At 65.4% G+C, this 26997-nt stretch carries 35 protein-coding genes and 1 tRNA gene; 14 read left to right on the top strand and 22 right to left on the bottom strand.

Annotation, left to right across the window (positions count from 1 at the left end; translation table 11 throughout):
• From B118_RS0101885 to argS, 3 genes are all read right to left on the bottom strand, one after another.
• On the bottom strand, window positions 1–1314 hold the full coding sequence (locus B118_RS0101885) for a homoserine dehydrogenase (protein ID WP_018222834.1): 1314 nt from the start codon (window positions 1312–1314) through the stop codon (window positions 1–3).
• An 8-nt stretch (window positions 1315–1322) separates the two neighbouring features.
• Window positions 1323–2735, bottom strand: a complete 1413-nt coding sequence (gene lysA / locus B118_RS0101880) for a diaminopimelate decarboxylase (RefSeq protein WP_018222833.1) — start codon at window positions 2733–2735, stop codon at window positions 1323–1325.
• A 114-nt stretch (window positions 2736–2849) separates the two neighbouring features.
• Window positions 2850–4514 carry an arginine--tRNA ligase gene (gene argS, locus B118_RS0101875; protein ID WP_018222832.1) on the bottom strand — a complete coding sequence of 555 codons (1665 nt, stop codon included), beginning with the start codon at window positions 4512–4514 and terminating at the stop codon, window positions 2850–2852.
• Window positions 4515–4613: 99 nt separating this feature from the next.
• On the opposite strand from argS, the gene B118_RS0101870 reads away from it, so the two are divergent.
• The 4 genes from B118_RS0101870 to B118_RS0101855 all read left to right on the top strand — a co-directional run bounded on the left by B118_RS0101870 (window position 4614) and on the right by B118_RS0101855 (window position 7238).
• The gene (locus tag B118_RS0101870; RefSeq protein ID WP_026185728.1) at window positions 4614–5435 is read left to right on the top strand and encodes a DUF3105 domain-containing protein; all 822 of its coding nucleotides are present in this window, start codon (window positions 4614–4616) and stop codon (window positions 5433–5435) included.
• Window positions 5436–5448: 13 nt separating this feature from the next.
• Complete coding sequence (locus B118_RS0101865) at window positions 5449–6114, top strand: DUF305 domain-containing protein (protein WP_018222829.1); 666 nt, start codon at window positions 5449–5451, stop codon at window positions 6112–6114.
• A 261-nt stretch (window positions 6115–6375) separates the two neighbouring features.
• Complete coding sequence (locus B118_RS0101860; protein ID WP_033660344.1) at window positions 6376–7068, top strand: winged helix-turn-helix domain-containing protein; 693 nt, start codon at window positions 6376–6378, stop codon at window positions 7066–7068.
• A gap of 95 nt (window positions 7069–7163) precedes the next feature.
• Window positions 7164–7238 (top strand) — tRNA-Arg (locus B118_RS0101855).
• 134 nt (window positions 7239–7372) lie between these two features.
• Here B118_RS0101855 and B118_RS0101850 read toward each other — a convergent pair.
• The 19 genes from B118_RS0101850 to B118_RS33820 all read right to left on the bottom strand — a co-directional run bounded on the left by B118_RS0101850 (window position 7373) and on the right by B118_RS33820 (window position 16557).
• Complete coding sequence (locus B118_RS0101850; protein ID WP_026323039.1) at window positions 7373–8734, bottom strand: tyrosine-type recombinase/integrase; 1362 nt, start codon at window positions 8732–8734, stop codon at window positions 7373–7375.
• Window positions 8731–8925 (bottom strand): helix-turn-helix domain-containing protein, encoded by a 195-nt coding sequence (locus B118_RS33555; protein ID WP_080644912.1) that lies wholly within the window; start codon window positions 8923–8925, stop codon window positions 8731–8733. Before B118_RS33555 ends, B118_RS0101850 begins: the two co-directional genes overlap by 4 nt.
• Window positions 8926–8966: 41 nt before the next feature.
• Window positions 8967–9233, bottom strand: a complete 267-nt coding sequence (locus B118_RS0101845; RefSeq protein WP_028192305.1) for a hypothetical protein — start codon at window positions 9231–9233, stop codon at window positions 8967–8969.
• Complete coding sequence (locus B118_RS0101840) at window positions 9230–9424, bottom strand: hypothetical protein (RefSeq protein ID WP_018728494.1); 195 nt, start codon at window positions 9422–9424, stop codon at window positions 9230–9232. Before B118_RS0101840 ends, B118_RS0101845 begins: the two co-directional genes overlap by 4 nt.
• Before the next feature lie 237 nt (window positions 9425–9661).
• Entirely contained in the window at window positions 9662–10096 is a 435-nt protein-coding gene (locus tag B118_RS0101835) for a hypothetical protein (RefSeq protein WP_028192304.1), read from the bottom strand.
• A gap of 72 nt (window positions 10097–10168) precedes the next feature.
• Window positions 10169–10870 carry a hypothetical protein gene (locus tag B118_RS0101830; protein ID WP_028192303.1) on the bottom strand — a complete coding sequence of 234 codons (702 nt, stop codon included), beginning with the start codon at window positions 10868–10870 and terminating at the stop codon, window positions 10169–10171.
• 169 nt (window positions 10871–11039) lie between these two features.
• On the bottom strand, window positions 11040–11288 hold the full coding sequence (locus B118_RS0101825; protein ID WP_018728497.1) for a hypothetical protein: 249 nt from the start codon (window positions 11286–11288) through the stop codon (window positions 11040–11042).
• A gap of 73 nt (window positions 11289–11361) precedes the next feature.
• Entirely contained in the window at window positions 11362–11955 is a 594-nt protein-coding gene (locus tag B118_RS27830) for a DUF7168 domain-containing protein (RefSeq protein ID WP_238323848.1), read from the bottom strand.
• A 227-nt stretch (window positions 11956–12182) separates the two neighbouring features.
• Window positions 12183–12722: a hypothetical protein gene (locus B118_RS0101815; protein ID WP_026323040.1), complete on the bottom strand. Its 540-nt coding sequence runs from the start codon at window positions 12720–12722 to the stop codon at window positions 12183–12185.
• Window positions 12723–12947: 225 nt separating this feature from the next.
• The gene (locus B118_RS27825) at window positions 12948–13175 is read right to left on the bottom strand and encodes a hypothetical protein (RefSeq protein WP_018728500.1); all 228 of its coding nucleotides are present in this window, start codon (window positions 13173–13175) and stop codon (window positions 12948–12950) included.
• On the bottom strand, window positions 13175–13465 hold the full coding sequence (locus tag B118_RS0101805; protein WP_028192301.1) for a hypothetical protein: 291 nt from the start codon (window positions 13463–13465) through the stop codon (window positions 13175–13177). The genes B118_RS27825 and B118_RS0101805 overlap by 1 nt, the downstream gene beginning before the upstream one ends.
• A gap of 94 nt (window positions 13466–13559) precedes the next feature.
• The gene (locus tag B118_RS27820) at window positions 13560–13748 is read right to left on the bottom strand and encodes a hypothetical protein (RefSeq protein ID WP_043540968.1); all 189 of its coding nucleotides are present in this window, start codon (window positions 13746–13748) and stop codon (window positions 13560–13562) included.
• A 2-nt stretch (window positions 13749–13750) separates the two neighbouring features.
• Entirely contained in the window at window positions 13751–13951 is a 201-nt protein-coding gene (locus tag B118_RS0101795) for a hypothetical protein (RefSeq protein ID WP_162173345.1), read from the bottom strand.
• A 95-nt stretch (window positions 13952–14046) separates the two neighbouring features.
• On the bottom strand, window positions 14047–14448 hold the full coding sequence (locus B118_RS0101790) for a hypothetical protein (protein WP_026323041.1): 402 nt from the start codon (window positions 14446–14448) through the stop codon (window positions 14047–14049).
• 107 nt (window positions 14449–14555) lie between these two features.
• Window positions 14556–15167 carry an antirestriction protein ArdA gene (locus B118_RS0101785; RefSeq protein ID WP_028192299.1) on the bottom strand — a complete coding sequence of 204 codons (612 nt, stop codon included), beginning with the start codon at window positions 15165–15167 and terminating at the stop codon, window positions 14556–14558.
• 57 nt (window positions 15168–15224) lie between these two features.
• Window positions 15225–15458 carry a hypothetical protein gene (locus tag B118_RS0101780; RefSeq protein WP_018728506.1) on the bottom strand — a complete coding sequence of 78 codons (234 nt, stop codon included), beginning with the start codon at window positions 15456–15458 and terminating at the stop codon, window positions 15225–15227.
• A 40-nt stretch (window positions 15459–15498) separates the two neighbouring features.
• The gene (locus tag B118_RS31510; protein ID WP_018728507.1) at window positions 15499–15666 is read right to left on the bottom strand and encodes a hypothetical protein; all 168 of its coding nucleotides are present in this window, start codon (window positions 15664–15666) and stop codon (window positions 15499–15501) included.
• A 9-nt stretch (window positions 15667–15675) separates the two neighbouring features.
• Window positions 15676–15855 (bottom strand): hypothetical protein, encoded by a 180-nt coding sequence (locus B118_RS31505; RefSeq protein WP_026323042.1) that lies wholly within the window; start codon window positions 15853–15855, stop codon window positions 15676–15678.
• 102 nt (window positions 15856–15957) lie between these two features.
• Window positions 15958–16557, bottom strand: a complete 600-nt coding sequence (locus B118_RS33820) for a DUF7178 family protein (RefSeq protein ID WP_043540967.1) — start codon at window positions 16555–16557, stop codon at window positions 15958–15960.
• A 2489-nt stretch (window positions 16558–19046) separates the two neighbouring features.
• Here B118_RS33820 and B118_RS0101750 point away from each other — a divergent pair.
• The 10 genes from B118_RS0101750 to B118_RS0101705 all read left to right on the top strand — a co-directional run bounded on the left by B118_RS0101750 (window position 19047) and on the right by B118_RS0101705 (window position 26997).
• Window positions 19047–19313 (top strand): hypothetical protein, encoded by a 267-nt coding sequence (locus tag B118_RS0101750; protein WP_028192296.1) that lies wholly within the window; start codon window positions 19047–19049, stop codon window positions 19311–19313.
• A gap of 194 nt (window positions 19314–19507) precedes the next feature.
• Window positions 19508–19933 (top strand): phage terminase small subunit, encoded by a 426-nt coding sequence (locus B118_RS0101745; RefSeq protein ID WP_020608442.1) that lies wholly within the window; start codon window positions 19508–19510, stop codon window positions 19931–19933.
• Window positions 19934–20036: 103 nt separating this feature from the next.
• Window positions 20037–21683 (top strand): hypothetical protein, encoded by a 1647-nt coding sequence (locus tag B118_RS0101740; protein ID WP_018728512.1) that lies wholly within the window; start codon window positions 20037–20039, stop codon window positions 21681–21683.
• A 12-nt stretch (window positions 21684–21695) separates the two neighbouring features.
• On the top strand, window positions 21696–23117 hold the full coding sequence (locus B118_RS0101735; RefSeq protein ID WP_018728513.1) for a phage portal protein: 1422 nt from the start codon (window positions 21696–21698) through the stop codon (window positions 23115–23117).
• Window positions 23114–24085: a VG15 protein gene (locus tag B118_RS0101730; RefSeq protein ID WP_018728514.1), complete on the top strand. Its 972-nt coding sequence runs from the start codon at window positions 23114–23116 to the stop codon at window positions 24083–24085. The genes B118_RS0101735 and B118_RS0101730 overlap by 4 nt, the downstream gene beginning before the upstream one ends.
• Before the next feature lie 49 nt (window positions 24086–24134).
• Complete coding sequence (locus B118_RS0101725) at window positions 24135–24656, top strand: hypothetical protein (protein ID WP_050592772.1); 522 nt, start codon at window positions 24135–24137, stop codon at window positions 24654–24656.
• Window positions 24657–24725: 69 nt separating this feature from the next.
• On the top strand, window positions 24726–25766 hold the full coding sequence (locus B118_RS0101720; RefSeq protein WP_018728516.1) for a hypothetical protein: 1041 nt from the start codon (window positions 24726–24728) through the stop codon (window positions 25764–25766).
• Between the two features lie 63 nt (window positions 25767–25829).
• A complete protein-coding gene (locus B118_RS0101715) occupies window positions 25830–26288 on the top strand; it encodes a hypothetical protein (protein ID WP_028192294.1) in 459 nt (152 codons plus the stop codon).
• Complete coding sequence (locus B118_RS0101710; RefSeq protein ID WP_028192293.1) at window positions 26285–26620, top strand: hypothetical protein; 336 nt, start codon at window positions 26285–26287, stop codon at window positions 26618–26620. The genes B118_RS0101715 and B118_RS0101710 overlap by 4 nt, the downstream gene beginning before the upstream one ends.
• Window positions 26617–26997: a DUF5403 family protein gene (locus B118_RS0101705; RefSeq protein ID WP_028192292.1), complete on the top strand. Its 381-nt coding sequence runs from the start codon at window positions 26617–26619 to the stop codon at window positions 26995–26997. The genes B118_RS0101710 and B118_RS0101705 overlap by 4 nt, the downstream gene beginning before the upstream one ends.

The raw sequence follows: 26997 nt of genomic DNA, 5'->3' as shown, positions 1-26997 counted from the left end.
CTATGCGCTCCCCTCGACCCGCAGCACGCTGGCCACCGACCGGACCGCGTCCAGCCCACGCAACGCCTGGACCGTCGCGGCGAGTGCGGCGTCCGGCGCGACATGGGTGACGATGACCAGGTCGGCGTCCTCGTCCCGGCCGGCCACGCCGCTACCCGCAGCGCCCTGCCGAACCGTTGCGATCGACACACCGTGCTCCGCGAACACGCCCGCCACCGCCGCCAACACCCCGGGGCGGTCGGTCACGTCGAGGCTGATGTGGTAGCGGGTGAGCGCCTCCCCCATCGGCCGCACCGGCAGGTCGGCGTAGGCCGACTCACTGGCCGCCCGGACCCCGGCGAGCCGGTTACGGGAGACCGCCACCACGTCACCGAGCACCGCGCTGGCGGTCGGCGCCCCACCCGCACCCGGCCCATAGAACATCAGCTGCCCCGCCGCCTCGGCCTCCACGAACACCGCGTTGAAGGCGTCACCCACGCCGGCGAGGGGATGGGTGAGCGGAATCATCGCCGGATGCACCCGTACGCTGACGGTCTCCCGGCCATCCGCGGCGGTGCCCCGGGCCGCGATGCAGAGCAGCTTGATGGTGCAGCCCATCGCCTTCGCACTGGCGACATCGGCGGCGGTGACCTCGGTGATGCCCTCCCGGTGCACATCCGCCGCACCAACCCGGGTGTGGAACGCCAGTGAGGCGAGGATCGCCGCCTTGGCCGCAGCGTCGAAACCCTCCACGTCGGCCGTCGGGTCAGCCTCGGCGTACCCCAGATCAGTCGCCTCGGCCAACGCCTCGGCGAAGCCGGCGCCGGTGGTGTCCATGGCGGAGAGGATGAAGTTGGTGGTGCCGTTGACGATGCCGGTCACCTGGGTGACCCGGTCCCCGTGCAACGACTCCCGCAGCGGGCGCAGCAGGGGAATCGCGCCGGCCACGGCCGCCTCGTAGTAGAGGTCGCCCCCACCCCGCGCCGCCGCGTCGTGCAGCGTCCCGCCGTCCTCGGCGAGCAGCGCCTTGTTCGCGGTTACCACGCTCTTACCCGCCCGCAGCGCCTCCACCAGCCAACTCCGCGCCGGTTCGATGCCGCCGACGCACTCGACCACCACGTCGATGTCGTCCCGCTTGACCAGGTCGAACGGGTCAGCGGTGAAGACGGCCGGATCGACCGGCAGCTCCCCCCGGTCCCGGCCGATCCGCCGGACGGCGATGCCGGCGATCTCCAGCGGGGCACCGATCCGGGCGGCGAGATCGGCGGACTGCGAGTGCAGCAGCCGAACCACCTCGCTGCCGACCGTGCCACAGCCGAGCAGCGCCACGCGCACAGGTGATGTCATCCCACATCCAAAGCGAGCAGGTCCTCTTCGGTCTCCCGGCGGACGATCAGGCGAGCCCGGCCGTCGCGCACCGCGACCACCGGGGGGCGCGGCACGTGGTTGTAGTTACTGGCCATGCTTCGGCAGTACGCACCCGTGCCGGGCACGGCGACAAGATCTCCAGGCTGCACGTCGGCGGGCAGGAATTCATCCTTCACCACGATGTCCCCGGACTCACAGTGCTTTCCCACAACGCGGGCAAGCACCGGCTCGGCAACGCTCGCTCGGGACGCCAGGGTCGCCGAGTATGACGCGTCGTAGAGCGCGGTTCGGATGTTGTCGCTCATGCCGCCGTCAACACTCACATAACAACGACGCCCATCCGTCGCGTCGCCACCGGTTCCGACCGGCACCGACTTGACCGTGCCCACCTCGTAGAGCGTGAACATGGCCGGGCCGACGATCGCCCGGCCCGGCTCGATCGACAGGTGCGGCACCGCCAGCCGCTCGGCGGCACACTCCCCGTCAACGATTTTGCGTAGCCGCTTCGCCAGGTCGGCCGGCGTGGCCGGGTCGTCCTGCGAGGTGTACGCGATCCCGAAACCGCCACCCAGGTCCAGCTCCGGTAGCTGCACCCCCCGCGCGTCGCGAATCTGCGCCTGGAGCGCCAGCACCCGGCGGGCGGAGACCTCGAACCCGCTCGCATCGAAGATCTGCGACCCGATGTGCGAGTGCAGACCGCGCAATTCCAGCACATTCTCGTCGAGGATGCGCAGCGCGGCGGCGATCGCCGCGCCGTCCGCCAGCGAGAAGCCGAACTTCTGGTCCTCGTGCGCGGTGGCGATGAACTCGTGGGTATGCGCCTCCACGCCGACGGTGACCCGGACCAGCACCCGCGGGCGGACGCCCCGCGCGCGGGCCAGGGCGGTGAGCCGGTCGATCTCGTGGGCGGAGTCGACGATGATCCGCCCCACCCCGACCTCCAACGCCCGGCTCAGCTCGGCGGTCGACTTGTTGTTGCCGTGGAAGCCGATCCGCTCCGCCGGCATCCCGGCCGCCAGCGCGGTAGCCAACTCGCCGCCGCTGCACACGTCCAGGTGCAGGCCCTCCTCGGCGACCATTCGGGCGACCGCCCGGCAAAGGAACGCCTTACCGGCGTAGTAGACATCCTCGGTCGGGAAAGCGGCACGGAAATCCCGACAGCGGCTCCGCAGGTCCTCCTCGTCCAAGAGGTACACCGCGGTGCCGAACTCGGCCGCGAGTTCCCGCACCGAGCGGCCCGCGACGGCGAGCGCGCCGTCCGCCGCCCGGCTGACGGTGCGCGGCCACAGCCCGGGCAGCAGGGCGTTCACGTCCCGTGGGGCACGCAGCCACGCCGTACCCTGACTGCCGATCTCCCCGTGCAGGGCACCGGCCTCGTGTGCACGCATCTATCCGTCTCCGCTTCCCGACTGCGGGGCTCGCAAGCTCACTCCTCGCGCTCGCACTATCTGTCTCCGCTTCCCGACTGCGGGGCTCGCAAGCTCACTCCTCGCGCTCGCATGTCACATCCGCTCTGGGGCCGTGACGCCGAGCAGCCGCAGGCCGTTGGCGATGACCACGCGGGTGGCGTCGTTGAGCCAGAGCCGGGCGCGGTGCAGGTCGGTGATCTCCTCGTCGCCCCGGGGCAGCACCCGGCAGTTGTCATAGAAGCGGTGGTACGCCCCGGCCAGGTCCTCCAGGTACCGGGCGATCCGGTGCGGCTCCCGTAGCTCGGCGGCGGTGGCCACCACGGCGGGGAACTCGGCCAGCGCCTTCAACAGCTCGTTTTCCTTGTCATGGTCGAGCAGCTCGGGGTGGAAGTCCGCCGCGCCGCCCCGGGCCAGCCCGACCTCCGCGGCATTACGACCCACATTCGCCGTACGCGCCGCCACGTACTGCACGTAGTAGACCGGGTTGTCGCGGCTGGCCCGGGTCCACAGCTCGATGTCGATGTCGATCGGGGAGTCGGTGGAGTAGCGCGCCAACGCGTACCGGGCGGCGTCCACACCGACCGCGTCGACCAGGTCCTCCAGGCTCACCACGGTGCCGGCCCGCTTACTCATCCGCACCGGGGCCCCGTCCCGGACCAGGTTGACCAGCTGCCCGATAAGGATCTCCAGGTTGCGGCTCGGGTCGTCGCCGAAGCAGGCGACCATCGCCTTCATCCGCCCCAGGTAGCCGTGGTGGTCCGCGCCGAGCATCAGCACGACCCGCTCGAAGCCGCGCTCCCGCTTGTCCAGGTAGTAGGCGCAGTCCGCGGCGAAGTACGTCCACTCGCCGTCGGACTTGCGCAGCACCCGGTCCTTGTCGTCGCCGAAGTCGGTGGTGCGCAGCCAGGTGGCGCCGTCGGCTTCGAAGATGTGGCCCTGCTGCCGGAGCCGCTCCAGGGCGAGCTCCAATTCGCCCCGGTCGTGCAGGTCCTTCTCGTTGAAGTAGGTGTCGAACTCCACGCCGAAGTCACGCAGCGACGACTTGATCTCAGCGAACATCAACTCGACGCCCTCGACCCGGAACACCTCCTGGGCTGCGGCGTCTTCAAGCGCCAGCACGTCCGGCCGCCGGGACTGGACCTGCTGCGCGATCTCCGCGAGGTACGCGCCGGCGTACCCGTCCTCCGGCGCCGGCTCCCCCTTCGCGGCGGCCAGCAGGGAGCGCGCGAACCGGTCGATCTGCGAACCGGCGTCGTTGAAGTAGTACTCGGTGGCGACGGCAGCCCCGGTGGCGCGCAGCAACCGGCTCAACGCGTCACCGACCGCCGCCCACCGGACGCCGCCGATGTGCACCGGACCGGTCGGATTCGCCGACACGAACTCGAGGTTGATCGACTGACCGGCGAGCCGGCCGCTGCGGCCGTACTCCGCGCCGGTCTCCACGATCACCTGGGCCAGCTGGCCCGCGGCGGCCGCGTTGAGGCGGATGTTCAGAAAGCCCGGGCCGGCGACCTCCACCGACTTGACCCCCACGGCCCGGCCGAGCTGCTCGGCCAGCGCGGCGGCGAGCTCCCGCGGCGGGACCCCCACCTTCTTGCTGAGCTGCAGGGCCAGCGTCGAGGCGTAATCCCCGTGCTCGACGTTGCGGGGTCGCTCCACCACGGTCTGCTCCGGAAGCGTGGAGCGGTCCAGGCCCCGCTCGGTGAAGACGGCGTGGGCTGCGGTGAGGACGACCTCGGCGAGTTCTGCGGGAGTCACCGAACCATGCTATCGGGGGTAGACTCAGAGCCCGCGGCGGCGACCCAGCATGTGACCCCGGCCCGCCAGATCCCCGACCGACCGACCTGACGAGGCACGATGAGCATCAGCACCCCGGGCGGCCCGGAGCGCCACCCGACCGTTGCCAGCACCACGAAGAAGTCAGCCGGGGGCAGGCCGGCCAGTGGCAAACCCGGATCCGGCAAGCCAGCGGGGGGCAGACCGGGGTCCGGCAAGCCAGCGGGCAGCCAGCGCGGCGGCAAGAAGCCACGCAAGCCGATCACTCCGGTCAAGGTGAGCCAGCAGCGCAACTGGGGGCCGATCGCCCTCTTCGTCGCCGTCGGCGTGCTCGCTGTCGCGATCGTCGGCTACGGCGGCTGGGCGGCATTCCAGGGCTCCAAGCCGTGGGACGAGCGGGCGAACGACATCGCCGACATCGTCAACTTCCGCGAGCAGGACCCGGCGCTGGTCGCCGGCGGCAACCACCAGCAGGGCTCGATCGAGTACTCCGTCCTGCCGCCGGTCGCCGGCCCGCACAACGACGCCTGGCAGAACTGCATGGGCGACATCTACGACGCTCCGATCGCCAACGAGCACGCCGTGCACAGCCTGGAGCACGGCGCGGTGTGGATCACTTACCAGCCCGACCTCGACGCCGGCCAGGTCGAGAAGCTGGCCGAGCGGGTACGCGGTAACGAGAAGCTCTTCCTCAGCCCGCACGAAGGGCTGGACCAGCCGATCTCCCTCCAGGCCTGGGGATACCAGCTCAAGGTCGACAACGCCGATGACGGCCGGATCGACGATTTCATCAAGACGCTGAGGGTCAATGCCTCCATCGAGGGCCCCACCGCCCTCTGCGCCCAGGGCGTCACCGCCACCGGCACCACGCCGCGGGAGCTCGGCCCGCAGATGCCGCAGTAGCCAAGGAGCCGGGATGTCCGCCCTCACGACCCTCGACGAAAAGCCCGACGGGGCTCCGCGCGCCGACAGCGCCCGTCGCCCCGCTGCCCAGTTCGGCACGGCGGTGGTGGCGATCGCCATCGTGATCGGCCTCCTGCTCGGCTATGCGGGCGGCCTACTCACCCCCGACCTCAATCGACCGGGGGATACCTCCGCCGAGGCGGGCTTCGCTCGGGACATGACCACCCACCACGCCCAGGCGGTGGAGATGGGGTTGATCGCCTTCAAGCACGGCACGGACCGGGAGGTCCAGACGATCGGTAACGACATCGCCCTCGGCCAGCAGGGTGACATCGGCATCATGCAGGCTTGGCTGCGGTCATGGGAGCTGGACCCGACCGGCTCGGAGCCCCGGATGGCGTGGCTGCCGGACGGCACCGAGATGATCCGCGACGGGCTGATGCCAGGGATGGCAACTGCGGAGCAGATGACCCAGCTCCGGGAGGCCCGGGGCACGGAGTTGGATGTCCTCTTCCTCGAGCTCATGATCACGCACCACATCGGTGGCATCCACATGGTTGATGCGCTGCTCGACCAGAGCGACGAGAAGGACGTGGTCCAGACCGCGCAGACGATGAAGAACACCCAGCAGACAGATCTGACCAACCTGCGCAACGCACTCGAGCGCATCAAGGGCTGATCAGGCGGTTGGGCCGTCCCGCGACCCGCACCACCACCGGGTGGTGGTGCGGGTCGTTTGTCATGGTCAGAGGCGTGTTCGGCGGCCGTGGGCCCACCGCGTCCGCTCCCACGCCCAACGGTCGGCAGCGGGATCGGGTCGCCCAGTTGAACCGTTAGGTCCGATTCGTGAAGTTACTCCCTCTACGGGCGAATACATCTCAAAGAGAACTTTCTCCGCACATATCGTGACCAGTTGTGATTCGGGCTCGTTGCGTAAGACGTGGGTGTTGCACTGAGAGACGCACGGCGTTCGGTCACCAGCTGGTGCCGGCGCCACACAATCGGCGGTGACGGGGCGGTGGCGGCCGTCCGTCGCGGAGTGCGGCAGAGCGAGCCAGGAGCGCTCAGCCGCGAACAGGAACTCGAGCTGATCGACACCTTGCGGGGCAGCTACCCCGACGCGTTCGGCTTGGACGAGGGGCTCTGGACGCGACAGGGTCTGCACACCATCATTCAGAACCGGTTCGGGTTGCCGCTCGACCCCGGCGTCGTCGGGGCATACCTGCGGGCATGGGGACTCGGCCCCCGGGAGCCACGCGAGCGCGCCTGCGGGCTCTGCGTCGGCGCGGTGGAGCGCTGGGTACGCACCGAGTACCCGGCGATCGTCCGGGCCGCTCAGGAGCACCTAGCCGACGTGCACTGGATCGGCCGGATCCGGCTCCGCGGCACGATGCCGGCGGCGGACATCATCTCCGCGGTCTCGTCTCGGGGGCGGGTCCAATTCATGATCACTACGCCGTCGGTGGACCCCCCGCTCCCCCGCGACTTCGTACTCCGACTCAGCGGAGCGGAGCAACGCACCGTCCACCTGATCGTGGACGGCTCGTGGCCCCGCAATGAGTGGCCACGCCGGCTACCCCGCCGCATCGCGCTACACCCGCTGCCCAGCTGCGGTCGCGCCGTCGCCGCGTGACCACCGGCCCGGCCGGATGCGGGCGGTTGGAGCGCATCCGTGCGTACCGATTCGGTGATCGCGGGAAGGGTTTGCTACTCTTCTCCGGTCGCTGAGCCCCCGTAGCTCAGGGGATAGAGCACCGCCCTCCGGAGGCGGGAGCGCAGGTTCGAATCCTGCCGGGGGCACCATAGTTGACCAGCGCGAAAGCCCTCTGAACAGGCAAAATTACGTCAGGGGGCTTTGTCGCGTGTCCGGCCATGTCCGGCCGTCAGCGGCTCTTGGCGGGTGCCTGTACCACATTCGTACCCAAGTTTGGCGTCGATCAGTCGTGGCCCAGCGCCCGCTCGATCCGCCGCCTGAGAGCTACGTCACCACCGTCTAGGCACTTCGCGTAGATCCGGAGCAGCACCTCTACCGACTGCCCTGCCCACTCAGCTACATCTGTCGGAGGCACTCCCCCGTTGAGCCAGGTCGACACGGCAGCATGTCGCAAGTCATACGGGGTTCGTGCCAGTGGCGAGGCACGCACCTCGGGCGTGAACACGGCTGCTCGCGCCCACCGCCACACCCGGTTGATCGTCCCCTTGGGCAACTCCTCCTTGTTGCGCTCTCCAACGAACAGCCGGCCGTTGGGCCCGAACCCGAACTGGCCAACGTGCGCGTTGATGATCGCGGTCAGTTCGGGCGGACATGGAACCGTACGGGACTCGCCCCGTGCACGCTGCTTGAGCTGTCGCCGGTCGCGGTTCCTGCCGCTGTCGGTCCACTCTTTACCCGCGTGCGGTTCAGCGCCGTCGAGAAAGAACTCCCCCCACCCCTCGTCAGGCAGGCTGAGATTCGGCTTGGCGAGACGCACAGCTTCCTCCGGTCTCATTGCGGCGAAGTAGAGGCAGGCATAAAAGGCAACCATGCGTGGACCGATGCGGCCCTGCTCCCTAACCCCCTCCAGGAGAGTGCGCGCTTGAACCGGGTTAGCTACGGACCGTCGGTCAACAGTGGTTACGGTTTTCGGTGGTTTCCACTTCAACTGCGGCAGTGGGTTTGCCGGTAACAAACGCCTCTCAACCGCGTACTCGATCGTGGTGTTGAATATCTTCCGACGGCGACTGGTGACACTCGCTGCGGCCGGTGACCCGTCAAGCCGCACAGTCAGGCCATCCAGTACCGGCCGCAGGACCTCGGGACGGCTGAGGCTCGCTACGTCACGAGTGTTCCGCTTCACCCAATCAAGGACGGCCCGGACCTCTTCGGGCATGTCCTCCCGGCGCGCGGTGTTGAACGCCCAGCGTCCTAGGGCATAGCGCAGCAACTTACCGTCCGGGCGGCCTCTCGCACTGGACAGCATGAGCACGGTAAGCGCCGTCAGCGCTTCCGCGTGAGTGCGGCGGGTTGTGGCCGCCACGTTCGGCCACTTCATATCGGCAAATGCACAGGCCAGGTCGTACCACGAACTCACGGCAGTGTTTGGACGCATCGAAAGAGGGCGGCCCGACTCGATGTCAAAAGCCTCACCCTTGCGGGTCGCGGTGACCAGTTCTGACCGCAGTCCGTCCGCAAGAGCCTTCGTCTTGAATACCGCCTTATGCCGCCGATCGGCTACCCGCCAGCAAACACGATAGGTTTTACCCCTTTTCCCCTCATAGGTCTGAGTTGACCAAATACTCACGTCATAGCTGATATTCAAGCGACCTCCTCATAGAGTGATTCAAGCCAGGCTTCATAGTCGCAGCGCTCAATTCGCACCTCACCATTCGGCAACTTGCGGGCGCGTGGCCCTTTCCGCTTTGTTCGCCAGTCGTAGAAGGTCGACCGCGTAATTCCGAGGTCGACGCATACGTCATCGACGGTAAGGTGACGGGCCGAACGAGCCGCCACGCGCGTGGGCTGCTTTGGGGTGGTCGTCGATGGGGTGTTGTTCACTTGACTACGCCACCCGTCGCTACCTCCAGATCCAAGTGGAGCCGTATCGCTTCATCCCGCAGTTCGCGCACTGCCTTGATGACACGCTGCATGTCGGCCACGCCCCAGGTCGCGCCGCCGAGCGGAACCCCGACCAGGCGACCGATCTCCAGGACCACGGCTCTGGCCTCTCCACCGCGTTCGTGCTCCTCGTAGACGGCTTGCGTCGCAAGACACTCGACCCGCCTAAGGGCGCTCAAGGTCTCCTGCAATCTCTCGCTCACGCCATCTCCTCGTGCTCCCGCTCGTGGTCCTGCTGGAACTTGCGCTGTCGGTCAAGCTCGGCCCGGAACGACCGAACTCGGGCGATGTCGGTGGGTAGGCCAGATTTCGCCGCTCTGCGGGCAAGTCGGCCGACGTAGGCCCGAATCTCGCCGACCGCTAGACCGTGCTGGATGCAAACGGTGCACCTCATCGCCTCACCAGCCGACGACTCATCCCCGTCAAATGCCAAAGGCCACCGGGACAGATGTAGGCCCGGTTTTCCCGGACCACTCCGCGTCGGGTTCCATGCTTGTCGGCAAGCCGGTTGCGCTTGGCCCGCACCCGGCCAAGCGCCTTACGGGCCAGGCTGCGGCTGCTGAATCCTCGCTTGTTGCAGTCCCCGCACCAGATATGCGGAACAATTGTCCTGTTGCTCATCAAATTCACCTCACTTGCTGTATTTGGTGCAGGGGCACAACTCCAGAACGCACTTGCCGCGGCCGGTGCCGACGGCGCTATGAACCGCGGAGGCATGCATGCATACGGGATTGGTGCAGAAGTCCTTGGTCGGGCGCTTCGCGGCGGTAGCGTTAGCCAGGAGTAGCCCGGGGCTGTAAAGCTTGACTGTCGAGAACTTGCCGTTTATGCCGATCTTGGCGGCGTACTTGCCGGCCTCGTTGTCGGAGGCGAATGGGCCCCAGTTGATGCCGAGCCGGCGCTGTCCTCCAAATCGATGCGTCAGGGCCACCCAGTCGCGCATGTTCAACAGCTCGGAAACTTCCTTGATCAAGGCCCTGGCCATGACCTCTGCGCTGTCGTATTCGTCGCTCTCCAAGATCGCGACGATCGCCTGAACTTCATCCCGTCGTGGTGTGATCCGCATACATCCCCCCGAGTGCGAGCTAAGCCGGCCAGACATGACCAGCCCAGCTCACAAGTTCACAACTAGTTACAGTCAGGCGGCCGGCTTGTACACCAGGCGCAGCCTGGCGGCTTCGGCCAGGCGGGAGGTGGTGTAGTCATAGGTGCCGCCCGAGCCCATGACCCTCCAGCGCCCCCCGCTCTTGTAGCGCGTCGGCGAGGCGGTAGCGACGGTCGCGGTGACCACACTGCCGTTGGGCAGGGCATTCAGCTCCGCGACCGAGGTGATCAGAACCGGCTCGGCAGTCTCGGCAGGTTGGCCGCGGCCCTTGGCAGCAGTCGGAATCTCGTCGAGCAGACCGCGAAACACAGAGACGATCTGGTCAACGATCTGGTCACTACCCTTGCGGGCGCTCTCGATGCTCCGGCGGACCAGTTCCACCTCCTCGCGCTTGAATGGCAGATGCAAGAAGTCCTCGAACCTCACCCAGATGTGAGCATCGTCGACTTCGGCAACCTCCGCAAGATCACCGCTGCGGATGTAGATGACGTCCAGCCCATCCTTGGTGATGCGTACAACGTCACCCGCTTCGAACTCAATCGGCTCACACAGCACGATGGCCGGCAGGTAGTCGAGCAAGTAGTTAGCCGGAAAGGTGTAGATAGCCGATGCATAGGTGTCGATGTCGATCTTGGTAAACACATCCCCATCGCGGTCCTGAATCGCCACCCCCACGGGGAGGGCCACCAGGTCGTCGATGCCCGTGATGGCGACGACAAGGGTGTCGGTCTCCACTGCACGCCCCTCTCACTGTGCTCTACATTTCGCTCTCAGTTTCACAACCCTATCTGATCACAGTTTCACATTCAAGTAGGAGCAGCCTCGCCGAACCGGTCGCCCGTGTTGTTCTGGGCAAAGGTGTAGTACTTGGTCTGCACGAGATCCTTGCTCACGCCGCATCCTCTCAGGTATTGATCCACACCAGGTCGCGGTCGGCCAGGTCGTAGACCTCGTCCCACCAGTCGTCAAAATCCTCGACCTCGGTGGCGTGCGCCATCTCGTTGATGGCGACCACCAGCAGGGAGTCCTCACCGTGTGCCTTGACCCACTCGCTGCCCCGTAAGCGATCCACGATCAGGTCGCGCTTCCTCTCGAAGCTCCACGGCTTATGGAAGAAGTCGGACAGGTCGATCCTGTAAAGCCACAAAGCCACACCTATCTCCTCTGCTCACAATTTCACATCAGGGTCGGGGGTGAGGGTGGACCAAAGCCACCACAACCCTGTGTCAGGCCAGCATCCGCCGGCCACCGCCATCATCAACTCGCGGACCACCCAGCTCGGCCCGATTGCCGGCCTCGGCCCCGTCGGCGATGCCCTGCCCGGTCAGCGTCCGCTGCTTGGCGAGGCGCAGCTTGCCGTACTGCCGCTTCTTGGCGGCCTCGACCTGGCTCAACCGGTCAGCGAGCACCAGGGCGACGGAGGCCCCGGTGATCACCTGCTCCTCGGCCCGCTGCTTAGCGCGCTCGGTCTCCTGATGCAGCCGGGACGCTATGGCCTCCGTAAATCCGGTCAGCCACGCCTTGCGGTAGGCGGTGGCATTCTCCCCCAGCGGCACCTCAGCGCCGGCCAAGCCATGCGTCGCCTGCACTAAGAGGCTGGTGAACAGCATGTCCACCCGCTCCAGGTCAGAGCCGTAGCCGAACAAGTGCACCCGATACTGGCGCTTACCGTCCGGATAGCGGGTCTGGTAAACAGCCTTGCAGCCCAGCTCGATGGCGATGGCACCCAGTAGCCGCTGCTTGTCCAGGGCATACGCACCATCGATCACCACCACCGTGTCGCCGATCACGTCAGTGGTCGGATTGGTCGCGGCGAGCATGGCCCGGTCGACGCCGTACTTGGCGATCAGCCCGGCTGCCTTGGCGGTGGACGCTTCGGCCTCGGCTGCCGTGGCTGCCGGGTCTTCGGCAAGGGCAGCAGTTTACGGATCTTGGCGAGCATCCCATTGGTGGCCTGAGTCATGTGCTACCTCTCTGCTTGTCTTCGGTGAGTGCCTGTGGTGGGTCGTGAGCCCTCGCCGTCCCAGCCGGACCACAGGCGGATGGGTCACGCCCTCCGGTCCTGGCGCAACTTGTGGGGGGGCCGGGAATCCTGCGCGTCGACCCCCGAGCCGTTGATCACCTCATGGTGCGGTGGGTCGTTCGGGATTTCAGTGGCCGGTAGTTCGGCGGCCTGACCTTCCTTCAACTCACCCCGCTCGAAGGCGGCCAGCTCGTCCTGCACATTGATGCGCGCGTCCTCGATCAACGCCTCGCTATGCGCCCGCTTGATCCCGGCTGCATCTTCGGGGGCGAGGATGAAGGTCTGGACAGGGGAAGACCAAAGGGTCCAGCCCTGGCTAGTGCGGAGGCGGTACTGTCGCTCGGCTCGCCGGCCGGTGGTGACTATCGCCCGGGTCTCGACCTCCTGGACGGCCAGCGTCAACACGCCAGTCTTTCGGTTGGCAGCCATAAGACCCGGCTCACGGTTGACGCCGGCTGTCCTGAGGGTCTCCGCGCTCTGCCACGTCAGGAGCACTCGTATGGTGCTGCCGGAGTTAATGGCACGGACGATATTGGCGGCATTCATCTTGCCACGTGCAGTCATGTCTCAATACCCCTTCTTGCTTCATCCTTAGATTGATATCTTGTGCTCGCATTTGTGACCAATTGCTTCATCTCAAGTTCACAGAAGGATAGGTGGTAAATCTCCTACTCGGCATCGGTCAACGGCCGACCTCCCCCGCCCTGGTTTCGCGGACCAGGTTCTCGGTGGTGAGGGTTGCTCGGCCAGATCGGCACACAGGTCTCCGATGGGGACGGCCCGCCCAGTTCATGATGCCCTCTCCCAGATCCAGTTCTTGCCGGTGCCGTTGAAGCCGTCCCGGCGCCCCTGGACAACGCGCTCCCCGCCGCGGTTCTTGATCCACACCTGGCAGTAGCAGGTAAGGCTGCGCAACTCGCGCTCGACATACTGGGCTGCGAGGCTCGGAGAGATGAACTCCATGCGCCCATAGCGCTCCTCGCCTCCATTGATGGATTTCACGATGATATGAAACATCAGACCAGCTCCCGCCCGTCGATGACCTCAACCTCAGCACCCAGCTCGGCGGCGGTAGCCAGCGTGTCCGCCGACAGCCCGTCCCACGCCTCGCCGGTCATGACGAGCGCACCAGACTTACCGTTGTGCTTGACGGTGAACAGCACCGCCGCGCGAACGTCGAGCACTTTCTCGGTGATGGCGCAGAAGATCGCACGAGACACCGCGTGGCGCAGCGTCTCCTCCCGCAAAAGCTTCTCCTGCTCAGCCGGGTCGTCGGACAGTAGAGCCTTGGCCAGTCGGGAACTCATGTCGGTCTCCCTCGTGTTGGGATGGGTGGATGTCATGCGTGCCCGCACCGGGTCGTGAACCCCCGCCGTCCTGGCCGGCGTGCAGGCCCGTGGATCAGTACGCCTCGGCAAGGAGTTGCGCCGAGCTACGAATGAGCTGAAGCAGGTCATCCCCGATCAACTCGACCTTGGCCACGTCGCCGATCGAGTTGGTCACCTCCAGCACGAATCGATTATTGTCGATCTTGCGTGCCAGGTAGACCTCGCCGTCATCGACGGTTGGTATGTCCATCTCGTGAGCCATGGTCAGACCTCCTCGATTTCAACGTCTTCGCGGGTCAGGCCCACGAACCCCCAACGGCTCAGCCCGCCGAGGCTGTTAACTAGGCTCCCGCCACAGTCGATCTCCTCGATGAGGGCCATCTCGTCAACCTCCACCCCCAGCAGGTCGGCCAGTTCTACGGCGGTCAGCTCCACCTCATGCTTGGAAACCTCGGTCCAGGTCACGCGGTACATATCTCTCCCTCAGGCAGGCGGGGTAGTTGCGTGCCTGCACCGGGTCGTGAACCCCCGCCGTCCTGGCCGGCGTGCAGGCCGGCGGGTCATGGGGCCAGCTTGGTGATGGGAAGGGAGCACATCCGCACCATCGAGTAGCGCTTGGCCGCCACCTGATTGCGGCCCGCGATCACCGCACGGACAGGAACTCGGTACACGTTCACCCGGTAACCGCAGTCCTGGAGATGCGCACCCCACCCCCCGAACCAGGCGACCAGGTCGGCCCGGCTTCCGAACCCAAACAGGTAGGAATCATCGAATTGCCCCGACTTCGGGTTCTTCGACCAAGCGCGATCGACTTGCGGGGAGGGGTGGGTTTCCGTATTGCAGTGCGCCTTCGTCATCAATTGATGCTCATCCGCCTGTGCCTCCGTCATTGCCCCGTCCCATCGGTTGTACGGACCTTGTCCCCACGCCGTCTCAACCCGATACACCAGCATCGTGTTCATGTCCCTCCCTTTGTGATAGTTGGCTTTACGTGTCCATGCCGGGTCATGAACCCTCGCCATCCCTTGACGATGACGCATGGACTCAGGATCACACTTGATCAGCCGCTTTAGCCGTTGTGGAAGACCTGAACCTTGCCCCCCACCCACACCGACCAGTAGTCGTCTATGAACAGGTCCCGGGCGGCGCGGTCCCAGTCGATGTAGTTGCACGGCCAAGTAGCGTCAGCGTCGAGCACCCCCAGGTCGTCGGCCAAGTCTTGGGCGTACTCCACCTCGCTCTCCCACTCGCCGCAGTACGCCTCCCGGAACCTCTCGATTAGTCCCGAGTCATCAAGGTCAACGCCTTCGTGCTGGACGTAAGTGGCCAGTGCCGAAACGTCCTCATGCATTTCGAGCTGACCGATCACTTCGGCGACCTGCTGCGCCTCCGACGGGGAGCACTCCCCCCTCAAAAGGCCACAGAATCCATCATGATCAAAGACCCATAGCCCCTCATGCCCCTCGTTCAACTCCTCCGGGTCCCCACCTTCTGGCGACCAGCGGTAGGCGTCCGGCGACGGCAGCCCGGTCAACCCCGCACCCCCGTCGCGGTGCACTTGCTCGATATCGAGCGCCCCGACTTCGCTGGCGTCGTACCACTGCCCTACCAATCGACCATGGTTGTAGCAATCCAGGCAGCCAACCCAGACTTGCAGCTCGGTCCGCTTCGCGGTAAGCATGGCGTCTCCTTGCAGTAGTCATCGCGTGATGGTGTGACTGGCGCCTATAACTCAAGTTCACATGTCGGCAAGTTCCACCACCTCGGTCAGGTTGGTGTACTCGCGCCGCAAGTCCGTGGACAGCGCCAGCATGTTGTAGAAGAACCGGGCCGAGCTTTCATCGCCCCGGTGGTCCGCCCAGATCAGGTCTCGCTCAGCGTCAAACACCATCTGCTTGGCCTGTCGCAGCGCAACCTTGACGGCACGGAGCAGGCAGGCATACTGGTCATCGGTCAGCGTCACAGTCTTCATCGGGTCTCCCCTTTTGGTTTAGGACGGAATGAATCGTCAGTCAGTCGGAATCGCGAACAATGCCCCGTACCCTGTCAGCAACCACACGTCCGGCCGGGTCCAGCTCTGGGTCCGGGTATCCGGCACGGATGTCGGCCAAGGCGACCAGTGCGGCCTCCAGCTCCTCGGCGGTGAGTTGCCTGGCAATCGGCCCCAGCCCCTCTGGCATTTCGCCCTCTCAGGCCGCACTATTCCGCAGGAAAGCGGACCAGCCGCCCAAGTACCCGGCGTCGACCAGGTCGACCACCTCGGCGTCGGTCAAGGACCAGGGGTCCACTGCGCCGGCCGACAGCTCGTGCAGTTCCTCCCGGGCGTCCTCAATCACGTAGCCCAGTGCCACCGCCGTACGTCCACGCATCGATCTACTCCCTCCATGTGATGATTGACCTTGCGCATCCATGCCGGGTCATGAACCCACGCCACCCCAGACAGCAACGCATGGACCACTTTTCACACTTACTCAGCCACTGCGCCCATTTCGGGCTACGATCCAGGATGTGGCCTGGATGGTCGCAGGATCACAACGGGCCCGGCGAGCGGAAGTCCGGTAAGCGTGCTCAAGCGCCTCATACACGCCTACCCGACTAACCAGCCGCTCATGATCAGTGCGGGCAAAGCGGCCACCGAAGGCGACTCGCACCGCCCACACATCCACCGTTACCGCCCCCCGGTCGCCGAGGATGTTAAGCGCGAACCGGCGAACCTTCGGCCCGGCAAGCGTGCCTAGTGGATCATCCGATTCCAGCGCACACGACGCCCGCTTAACGTTCGCCCCAATGCATGCCACCGGCACGCCCCCCATGAGCAGTGCGGTAGCACCGGCCACAGTCCGCGCCCAAGTCGTCCGTGGCGAAAGATGAGAGACTACGGCGGCAACATGCTCACGGGAACGCCCGGTCTGCGCGGCCAGATCATCGACGACCCTCGCCGCTTCGTCGTACCAGCGGGCACCGGCATCCCTTTCAGAATCGCTCGCCCGATCCCAGACCGCCACGATCCGATCGGCGCAGGCTCGGACGCTGGTGCCTAGCCCGCGAAGCCGTTCGTCATGGGAAGTCATCCCCCTACCCACGTCACCGCCCCTCTAAGTACTCATGGCCGGACCCACACCCGGCGGCCCCATGAGCCACACCACCCTGGGTCACAGGATCACACTTCACCAATTCTCGACGCGCACCCCAAGCCGAGGGCCCAAGGTAAGCCGTGCGTACGGCTCATGACCTAGCCGCCACTTGCCACGCCCAACCCGCTCCATCCGGTACAGGTCAATGCTGGTGTCCTCCCCAACACAAGGGCGCAAACAGTCGGTCGGTTCGCCAAGGTGGAAGATCCCGTCATCATCCAACTCCATTGCCCGAGCGCGGCCATCCCGTAGCCAATAGCCGGACTCATACCGCTCCACCAGGGAGCGCCCAGCGTCAGACAGCGAGGCCCAGGTCTCCCCGTCGGTGTCAATACCCCCGGAGCTGTAGCGCCCCGCGCCGCCATTCCAGACGCCAGCTACTCTCATCACTTCACCTTCCGATTGATGTTACGGTCTTCGACGCCTATCAAATACCAAAGGTGTCAACTTCACACCACCTCCTGAAGTTCACCCAACGGCGCGGGGATCATGTGACCACCACGCCGAAGGGAAGACTTGCGAGCGGATTTGCTTACTCACTGCGCCACCCGCTCCGCTCGCCTGCCGGTTCGGCGCTGTACCCGGTGGTTAGTCAGAGACTGATGATCTCCGCCACCTAGGCGACAATTCCGATCCGAAGCGACTGACCGCCCCCTTGCCACACAGAGAGGATGCCCCCTTAACGTGTGCCGTAGGTTTGTGCACGACCTAGCGAAACGTCGTTTGCCCGTCCGACTGCCTAGACGGAGTGCGCCACCCCTCAGCATCCCAAGGGGTCCGCTTTCCCCGTGCGCTTGCTCACGGGCCTTTCATCCGACCCAATTGATCGGCTTGTTGCTGTGCTGGGAAGAACCGTAGTCTGCCCCATCCGCTCTGTCAACTTGTGACCGTTGCTCCGTGTTGGTCGACCGCCTATGCGGTGAGCCGAGAGCGTCGAACCCGGTTGACCTCGCAGTGGAATGAACCATAGTCGTCATGAATGTACATGTCAACATGTGTTCCTCCCCGTCCGAGTAAACCGCTGTCCCGGTCCCCTCGAACAACTGCAACATTAGGTCACAGCATCACATGATGGCACCGCCATTTGGCTAACCCAAGCTGACCGAACGGATGAGTGCACGGAAAGTATCAATCCAAGCCCACTAAGTAGTGGGACCCATTAGAACGAAGGGAAGACGCGCGCCGGGCGCGCGATGGGACACGACGGCCCGGCACTGCGTCAAGGGGCTGGATTGAATCTAAGAACATCACTACTAAGTCGAGTGCGCGCTACGGATCACACGGACAGCCTGCCTTTCGGCGCTCTGTGTGCCTCTCAGGCCAGATCCCTATCGATCGTTCAGCCGGACATCTCGCCTAAACCAGTCCACGCGTGAGCTGAGTCACGGCCTTCGTCTTGGCGGACACCTCAGCCATATCACCACTTCATACCCCTACCGGGTACGGGTGATAATTGTCGAGAGTGGAGAGTAAGAAGTGGATACCGGTAGGGGGTATGAACCCCGGAGCCGGGTAGCCGTACCGCCGTGTCTTAGCGGCTGGAATCTTGCCACAGTTCCAAGGTCGTTCTGGGGGCACCCAGCGGCGGCCCGGACTCACCCATTCGTTGAGATATTGTGATCTAGTCCACATCGATATTGCCAATCGGCTCCCTGAACCCGTCTTAGTAGTAGAACAGTTGGCTGGCAGGCTTCGGAGCCCGAGACTGGCAAGCTAACCTAGGCCCCGAAGGGGCCATGGGGGTTCACCTGATCACCTAACCGCTAGTCAACCTGGTAGGCCCGCTGACGCGGGCGACAACATTTTCTTGGAGACGCCCTCCCACCTGCCTGCCTGTGAAGTTGTCACCAATGACTTGGTCCTGGGTCCGCATGTCTCCGGGCGTACGCGGTTGGGGCCAAAATTCCATCTGGAGGGAGTCGAGATGCCCGGTTGGGAAGGTTCAGACCGGCGGCACCGACTCCCTCCCGACTGGGGGGCGAGACGCAAGCGGGTGCTGCGACGAGATAGTCATCGCTGCAGAGCCAGGAGCGCTTGGGGTGAGCGGTGTCGTGATACCGCTGTCGACGTTGATCACATTATCAACAACGACGACCACTCCGAGTCCAACTTGCAAGCTATCTGTCAGTGGCACCACGACAAGAAGTCCGGCGCTGAGGGTGCCCGAGCGCGGGCAGCCGCGATCCGTCGCACCGCCAAGCGGTTCACCCGCGCCGAGGCCCATCCGGGCCTCCTATGACTGCGCGCTCCGGGCAGCCACCCCTGTTGGGTGCGGGAGGCTAGAGCGCTGCAACACAATGCGCGTTCCCTCCCCATGGCTCGCCACCTCGCCACCTCGCCACCTCGCCACCTCGCCACCCCGAGACGGGAAAGACGGGGTGGCGAGCCTCCCTGGGGCACTCCACTGCAAGCGAAGGGGGCTGCCCGTGACCGCCGCCGACAAAGAGCCGCCGAAGCATGGCGTCTGGGCAACCATCTGGGCCGCCTGGTTGGCGCTGCTGGCGATCAGCTTCGCAATCCTGGAGGGCATCGCGCTGTGGCGCAAGGCTCCGGGGGACACACTCTCCGAGAACATCCGAATCTGGATCGGCACCAAGCGCGGCTGGAAGTCGGCCGGTGTACTCGGCTTCATGGCTGGCCTACTCGGCTTCATGATCTGGTTCGTTCCACACATCGTGTGGGAGGTCTGGTAAGGCTGCACTCCGGCTCCCCTCGCCGGCCCGCCTTCTGGGGCCGGCTCCGGCACGCCCAGGGAGAGCAGCCCCAGGAACACACGGAACAGGGTGGCAAGAACCCCACAAGCCATAGCTCAGTGATAGAGCGTGGAGCCCATAACCCCGATGTCCCTGGTTCGAGTCCAGGCGCCCTCTAGAAGGAGGCGGCCTCCATGCCAGGCCCGGTGCCCAACCGCTCCGACGACCTAGCCCGCCCGCGCGAGCGCAAGGGCAAAGAAGTTCTGCCGATCACCAGGGGTGAAGCCCGGCCGGTCAAGGTCCCCAACGCCGACCGCTCTTGGCATCCCATTGCCCTGAAGCTGTGGGAGGCGCTGAAGACTAGTGGCCAGGCGGACTTCTACCAGAACAGTGACTGGGCCTTCGCCTACTCGCTTTGTGAAGACCTTAGCTACTACAAGCAGTCCAGGAAGCGGTCCGGCCAGATGCTCCAGACGATCTACTCCGCCTTCGAGCGCCTGCTCGTCGCCGAGGGGGATCGCCGTCGTGTCCGCATCGAACTTCACGAGCCCGTCGATGACGGGCCTTCTGCTTCTGACCAGGTAGTAGCCAATTATCGCCGCCAGCTCGGTCTGGACTGAGGGGACCGTGGTTGCGCTCCAGCGGACCACCCTCCGAGGAGAACTATCCCCACTTACTTCGAATCTCCCGTGGCCGGGGGTGCCCTCCATGGGGAGGTGAGCGATGACCGTCGCGGTCACACCGCCTCCGCCGACGGAGGCCGAGCTGGAGCTGCTCGAACCGACCTACCTGGGCCCGACGTGGCAGACCCGTGCCGATGGCTCGTGGCTGTTGCCGGAGCGCACCCTCGGGTGGCAGATCGCCGGCTGGTGCGCCGAGTACCTCCTCGCTGAGGATGGCGGCCCCTGGCGGTTCACCACGGAGCAACTTCGCTTCCTGCTCTGGTGGTACGCGGTCGCCGAGAACGGCCGGTTCATCTACCGCACGGGCGTGCTGCAACGACTGAAGGGGTGGGGCAAGGACCCGCTGCTCGCGGTGATGTGCTTGATCGAGCTATGCGGCCCAAGCCGGTTCTCCCACTGGGACGAGGGTGGCGACCCGGTCGGCAAGGCCCATCCACGCGCGTGGGTGCAGGTCACTGCGGTCAACCAGGCGCAGACAACCAACACCATGTCCCTGATCCCGGGCCTAATGTCGGACTATTTCAAGCAGGTCTACTCCATCAAGGACGGAGCCGTCCTTATTCGAGCAAATCGAGGCAGATGCCGCCTAGAGGCGGTTACATCGAGCTATCGGGCACTCGAAGGCAAGCGAACCTCCTTTACCTTGCTGAACGAGACGCAGCACTGGGTCAGGGGCAACAACGGTCACCTCATGCACGAGACAATCGACGGCAACTCCACCAAGCAGGACTCGCGCTACCTGGCGATCACCAACGCCTTCCTGCCTGGTGAGGACTCTGTCGCCGAAAAGATGCGTGACCACTTTGAAAAGATCCTCGAAGGCAGGTCGGTTGATGTCGGCTTCCTCTACGATTCGATCGAGGCGGACCCGAAGACCCCGCTGACGCCCGAGGCCCTGAAGATCGTCATCCCGAAGATCCGGGGCGACGCGATCTGGCTCAAGGTCGAGAGCATTATCCAGTCGATTCAGAACACCACCATCTCGGTCGCTCGGTCCCGGCGCATGTGGCTTAACCAGGTTGTCGCCGACGAGGACGCCCTCTACGGCTACGAGCAGTGGAAGCCCCTAGAGCGCAAGGACGCGACCCTGATGCCAGGCGACGAGATCGTCATGGGCTTTGATGGGGGCAAGAGCGACGACGCCACCGCGTTGGTCTGCATTCGAGTTTCCGACATGACCGCATTCGTGCTCGGGGTGTGGGAGAGGCCGGACGGCGCACAGGGCGCGGGCTGGGAGGTCCCCCGGCATGCGGTCGACAGCCAGGTGCACGAGACGTTCCGTCTGTTCAGCGTCCGCGGCTTCTATGCCGACGTGGCGCTATGGGAGTCCTACATCACCGACTGGGCCGAGACCTACGGCGAGGGCCTGGACGTGAGGGCAACTGAGCGCTCCGCTATCGGCTGGGACATGCGCGGTTCGCAGAAGCGCAACACCCAGGCACACGAGCGGCTGATGTCATCCATCTTCGACGGCAGGGTGCATCACGATGGTGACCTGACGCTGCGCCGACACCTGCTCAACGCACATCGACATAACACCCCGTACGGCGTCTCGTTCCGCAAAGGCGACGAACGCCGCAAGATCGACGCCTACGCCGCGCTGATGCTCGCCCACGAGGCGCTCTACGACCTCCGCACTCGCGGCCGCAAGACCAGGCCCAAAACCGGCCGCTCCTACTGGATGTAAGGAGGTGATCCTGTGATCGGTGATCCATCGCCGCGCCGGCTTGCCGCCCAACTCCTGCTGATCCTGGACCGAGACGCCGACCGTCTGGAGCGCATCGACAACTACATGCAAGGCCGGCATGACGACCCGTATATGCCCGAGAACTCAGACGATGAGTACAAACTCCTTGCTAAACGGGCGATCTCCAACTGGATGCCCCTGCTGGTAAAGACACCTACACAGGCGCTATACGTCGACTCCTTCCGCCACGGGGACAAGGCGCCCTCCGGAAAGAGCCCGAGTTGGAAGCACTGGCAGCGTTCCCGGCTGACCGCCCGGCAGATCCCCGTACACCGAGGCGCGCTCACCTATGGCCACTCGTTCACAGTCACCGAGAAGACGCCGCGGGGCGTGAAAACCCGCGGCCTGAGCGCCATGAGGACCGCTGCCCTGTTTGAGGACCCGGCCAACGACGAGACTCCGCACGCCGCGCTGACGGTTACCCGCAAGCCGGCCGACGGGTCGCCGGGCAAGGCCACGCTGTGGGACGGCACCCACGAGTACGCAGTGGCGTTCAGTTCGTACACCGACCCGAAGTCCATCCGGGTCGAAAAGGGCATGCGGCACGGTGCAAGTGAATGCCCAGTCACCCGGTTCGTCGCCTACGTCGATTTGGAGGGCCGGACAGTCGGCGTGGTCGAACCCATGATCCCCGTGCAAAATCGGATCGGTCAGACGATCTTTGACTTATTGGTTGCCCAGACCTATGGGAGCACGAAGGCCCGCTGGGCAACCGGGATGGCTCCCCCGCTCAAACGCGACCCGGAGACTGGCGAGCCGATCCTCAACGAGGATGGCAACCCGATCCCGTTGCCGATGAACTACAACGCGAAGCGGTTCCTGTTCGCCGAGGACGAGACGACCAAATTCGGCTCGTTTGATGAGACACCACTGGATGGCTTCATTTCGAGCGTCGACATGTCGATCCGGCACCTGTCCGCGATCTCGCAGACACCGCCGCATCACCTGCTGGGGCAGATCGCCAACCTTAGCGCCGAGGCGCTGCTGGCCGCTGAGACTGCGCTGTCGCGCATGGTTGAGGAGTTTCGCACCAGCTTCGGCGAGTCGTGGGAGCGGGTTGACCGGCTGGCCGCCGAACTGAACAACGAATCTCTCGACGACTACGAGGTCGAGGTCATCTGGCGCGACATGGAGCTGAAGTCCCTCGCGCAGTCGGCCGACGGGCTGGGCAAGCTGGCCGAACTGCTCGGCATCCCGAAGCGCGGCCTGTGGGCCCGAGTTCCGGGCGCACGGCAGTCCGAGCTGGACGAGTGGGAGCGGCTATACGAGGAGGAGAACGCCGACCTGGCGATCTCCCAGGCGCTGCGCCGGTCGAGCCCTGACCGCGCCGTCGACATCCCGGCCACCCCGGATGCGGAGGCAACTCCTTCGTGACGCCCGCGCAGAGGGAGGCTGATCAAGCCTCGGTCGCCTTCCACTTGGCGCTGACCCAGGTCGGTGCCGCGACCATCGAAGACGCCCTCAAGATATGGGCCGACGTGCCACCCACCGCGACCACGCAGACTGCTGGTCGATGGCTGACTCAGGCTGTCCGCCTGGTCATGACCCGGCGTGGTCAGGCACGCGCGTTGGCGATGGCGTACTACCGGCTCATCCGGGCCCTCCGTGTTGGCAGGACCGTCGCGGACCCCTGGAGACCCGAGCCCGAGTACGTCACGCTCCAAATGCTGCGTGACGAGTTCGGAGAGCTGGCCGGACCCGTTCAGAAGCCCCTGGAGGACACTCCGTCCACCGGCGCAGACAGTGTCCTGGACGAGGACCGAATCCCGGTCGAGGAGATTGACGGAAACTCTGCTGCGGAGGAGGAGCGCCTGGAGCGCCTCGCTGAGCGGGAGGCCCGCATCGACCTCGAAGCCCTGGGGCCAAAGAACCTCGAAGTCAAGGTCAGCCACATTGACACCGACGCTCCCGCCAAGGAGGTTGACGCTGCCCGCGACGAGGCGCACCGCAGCGCCGGCAGCCGCCAGGCAGCCACCGCGGCGCGGGTCGCCATGGATGGCGGTCGGGGAATTGTCTGGAACTACTCCGACCGCGACCGCCGGGTGATCGGCTACGTGCGTCTGTCGCGCACTGGCGCCCCTTGCGGGTGGTGCGCGATGTTGATTTCCCGGGGCCCGGTCTACAAGACCAATGCGACCGCCAGGTACGGCGACGGGGACAAATACCACGACAACTGCCACTGCTACGCCGAGCCGGTCTACAGCCGCGAGCAGTGGCGTACATCAACTCGCTACACCCTGAACCGCCGCTACCAGGCGCTCTGGCCCCAGGTCACCAAGGGGCTGTCGGGCCAGGCGGCGGTAAGCGCCTGGCGGCGCTTCATCCGCCAGGAGCAGACCTAGCTCGCCCAGGCGGCGATCAACACCCCGAGCCCAGGAGGCTGATCCACGCATGCCCGACATCAACGAAGAGCCAGAGATCCCGGGCCCACAGGACACCGAAGTTGCGCCGGCCAAGGAGTCGGGCGGCGGGCCGGAGGCCCCGGAGACGCCCGAGGGCGAGGGCAAGAACGAAGGCGACGAGCTGCCGAAGTGGGCTCGGGACAGGCTGACCAAAGCCAACGCCGAGGCAGCCAACTACCGCACGCGACTGCGCGAGGCCGAAATGAAACTCTCGGCCGTGAAGTCGGTCGAGGAGCTTGAGGCCGCGACGAAGGAGCTACGGGACACCAACCAGAAGCTGGAGCGCCAGGTTCTCGTCAGCGATGTTGCGCGGCGATTCAGCTTGCCTGATGACCTCGCAAAGCGCCTGGACGGCACCACCGCCGAGGAGTTGGAGGCCGACGCGAAGGCGCTCCAGAGGTACGCGGTGGCCCCGCCAGGGGACCTTCGGGGTGGCCTGGACCCGTCCGACGAGGACGAGCCGTTCAACCCCGTGACGGAGGCACGCCGGGCGCGGGCTTTCCGCTACTGACTCCCTGATAACGCGAGCCCTGGGCGCAGCCAGCCCGGGGCTTCTTCGTAGCCCAGGAGGGCAGACAGAGTGGCTGAGCATCAGGTAATCAAGCCGGAGAAGATCGTCGCCACCGCGGCGGTCGCTCTGGAGGAGCAGCTTATCGTGCCGGCCGTGTTCCGGCGCGAGGGTATTGACCAATTCAAGGGTGCGACGGATGACACGATCAACGTGACCGTTGAGGGCGTCCTGCCATACCGCAGTTACGGCTGGCGCGCGGACCGAACGACCGAGGTCGTGTTCGATGAGTACGCCGAGCGCAAGGTTGCGGTGCAGTTCGGCGGCGACATCTACTCGGCCGTCAAGCTGACCGACGAGCAGAACGAGATGGACCTGCGTGGCTGGGCGAAGCTGGCGACCAAACAAACTGAGGCGATCGGCCGGGGCCTGGAGCACGAGGCCACCAACCACCTCGTGGCGGCCCCGTACGAGGTAACCCTCGGTGTAGCGGACACCAGCTTACGGGCGGGCCTGATCCGTGCCGGCCTGACGCTGGATGCCCTGCGTGCGCCGGGCCGCCGGGCCATGCTGATCGGCACCGGCTGGCAGTCGGCCCTACTCAACGACGAGAAGCTCAACCTCGCGTCCAACGTCGGTGAGGTCGAGGCGGTTACCGCACTACGTGAGGCGACCCTGGCCCGCCGGTTCGGTTTCGATTTCGTCGTCGCCCGAGAGCTGCCTGCCGACACCGCCATTGCGCTGGTGGACAGCGCGTTCATCTTCATGTCCGCGGCACCTGGTGTCCCGCAGTCCGTGCCGTTCGGGGCAACCGCCAGCCACAACGGCGTGGCCTTGCGCTGGATTCGGGACTACGACTCGACCCGGTTCCAGGACCGCTCAATTTTCAACAGCTACAGGGGCTTCCGTAACGTGGATGACCCGCTGGTGGGACATGATGGGTCGAACCAGCCGTTCGTCTCAACCCACAACCACTTCGTGCGGGCGATCAAGCTGGTTCTTAACGGCACCGACTCGCTGCCGGACCCGGTCGCTGGCCGGACCGATGAGAACGCAAAGTTCACCATCGAGTACGACACCGAGCTGGCCAACATCACCGGCATCAGCGGATAACCCTGTGTGATCCTGTGAGCGGGCTACCTTTCGGGGCCCCGCTCTCCACGCAAAGGAGACGGCATGGCGGACTACGCGACACTCGATGAACTGAAAGGCCGCCTCGACTGGACTCTTGACGCAGACGAGGAGCGAATCGCGCAGAGCGCCCTGGAGGACGCCTCGGACCTGGCCCGCCACTACGGCAGAGATTGGGACGTGACAAATACTCCACGCTTGGTGCGGACTTTGGTACTACGGGCCTGCAAGCGGTTCATGGACAACCCTCAGGGCTACACCCAGTCGCGGGCCGGCGACGAGACCCTGAGCTGGTCCGATGAAGCCGGCGGAGGCAGTGGCGCGGTCCACTTCACCACTGCTGAGCAGAAGCTGCTGGGGGGAATTGCCGGTAGCCGTGCGGCGCTCTACTGTGCACCCATCTCCGCATGGGGGCCGCAACGCAAGCGCCCCGTGGGCCTAGTGCCCGACGAGGGCAGCAATGAGCCCATCCCGTACTTTTCCAGCGACACGGAGCCGTGGTGAGCCATCAGCGCCGACGCGGCATAGACGCGCGCGTATGGCGGACCGTGGTCATACAGGACAACAGGGGCAACCAGGTGCGGATGGCCGACGCTGACGGCCCGCACGAGGTGCGGGTCTGGGTCAGTGCCCAGCGATCCGCCCGAGCCGAGGTGCCTGGACAGCAAAAGATCAACATCATCCGTATTGGCGTGGCCGCCGACCTGGAAGGCGTCGAGCTATGGTCCCGCGTCGAGATACTCGGGTCCACTTGGGACGTGGTGACCCCGCCGGCCTACCACCATGGCACCCGGCGCACCCGTCACTGGTCGATGGACTTGCGGGAGCGACCATGACCGTCACGCTCTACGGGAATGTCGAGAAGGCCCTGGCTCGCCATGGTGGCGTCCAGAGCTTCATGGCTGAGTTGCTTTTCGAGATGAAGGCCCACGCAGACGTTGAGCTTGCCGCACACAGGCACGATGGCCACGCCGCCATCGACATAGCCAGGGGACGCATCGATCACTATCTTGTCCTAACCGATGAACGCGGCCAAAGGGCTGCCCTGTCGATCGAATTCGGGCGTGCGGGCTATATCGACCCGGAGACTGGCGCAACCTGGGGTGCGATGGACGGCCTGTTCATCCTGCATCGGGTCGCACGGCTGCCCCGCAAGCGCAAAACGCTTAAGCGTGAGGTGCGCCGCCGGCCCGGCCGTGGGCCAGGCAGGTGA

The organism is Salinispora pacifica CNR114 (genome assembly GCF_000514775.1).
In the GTDB taxonomy this organism is placed as follows: Bacteria; Actinomycetota; Actinomycetes; order Mycobacteriales; family Micromonosporaceae; genus Micromonospora; species Micromonospora pacifica.
Note: the sequence above shows the minus strand (reverse complement) of the source record. Positions and strands in the feature narration are given on the sequence as shown.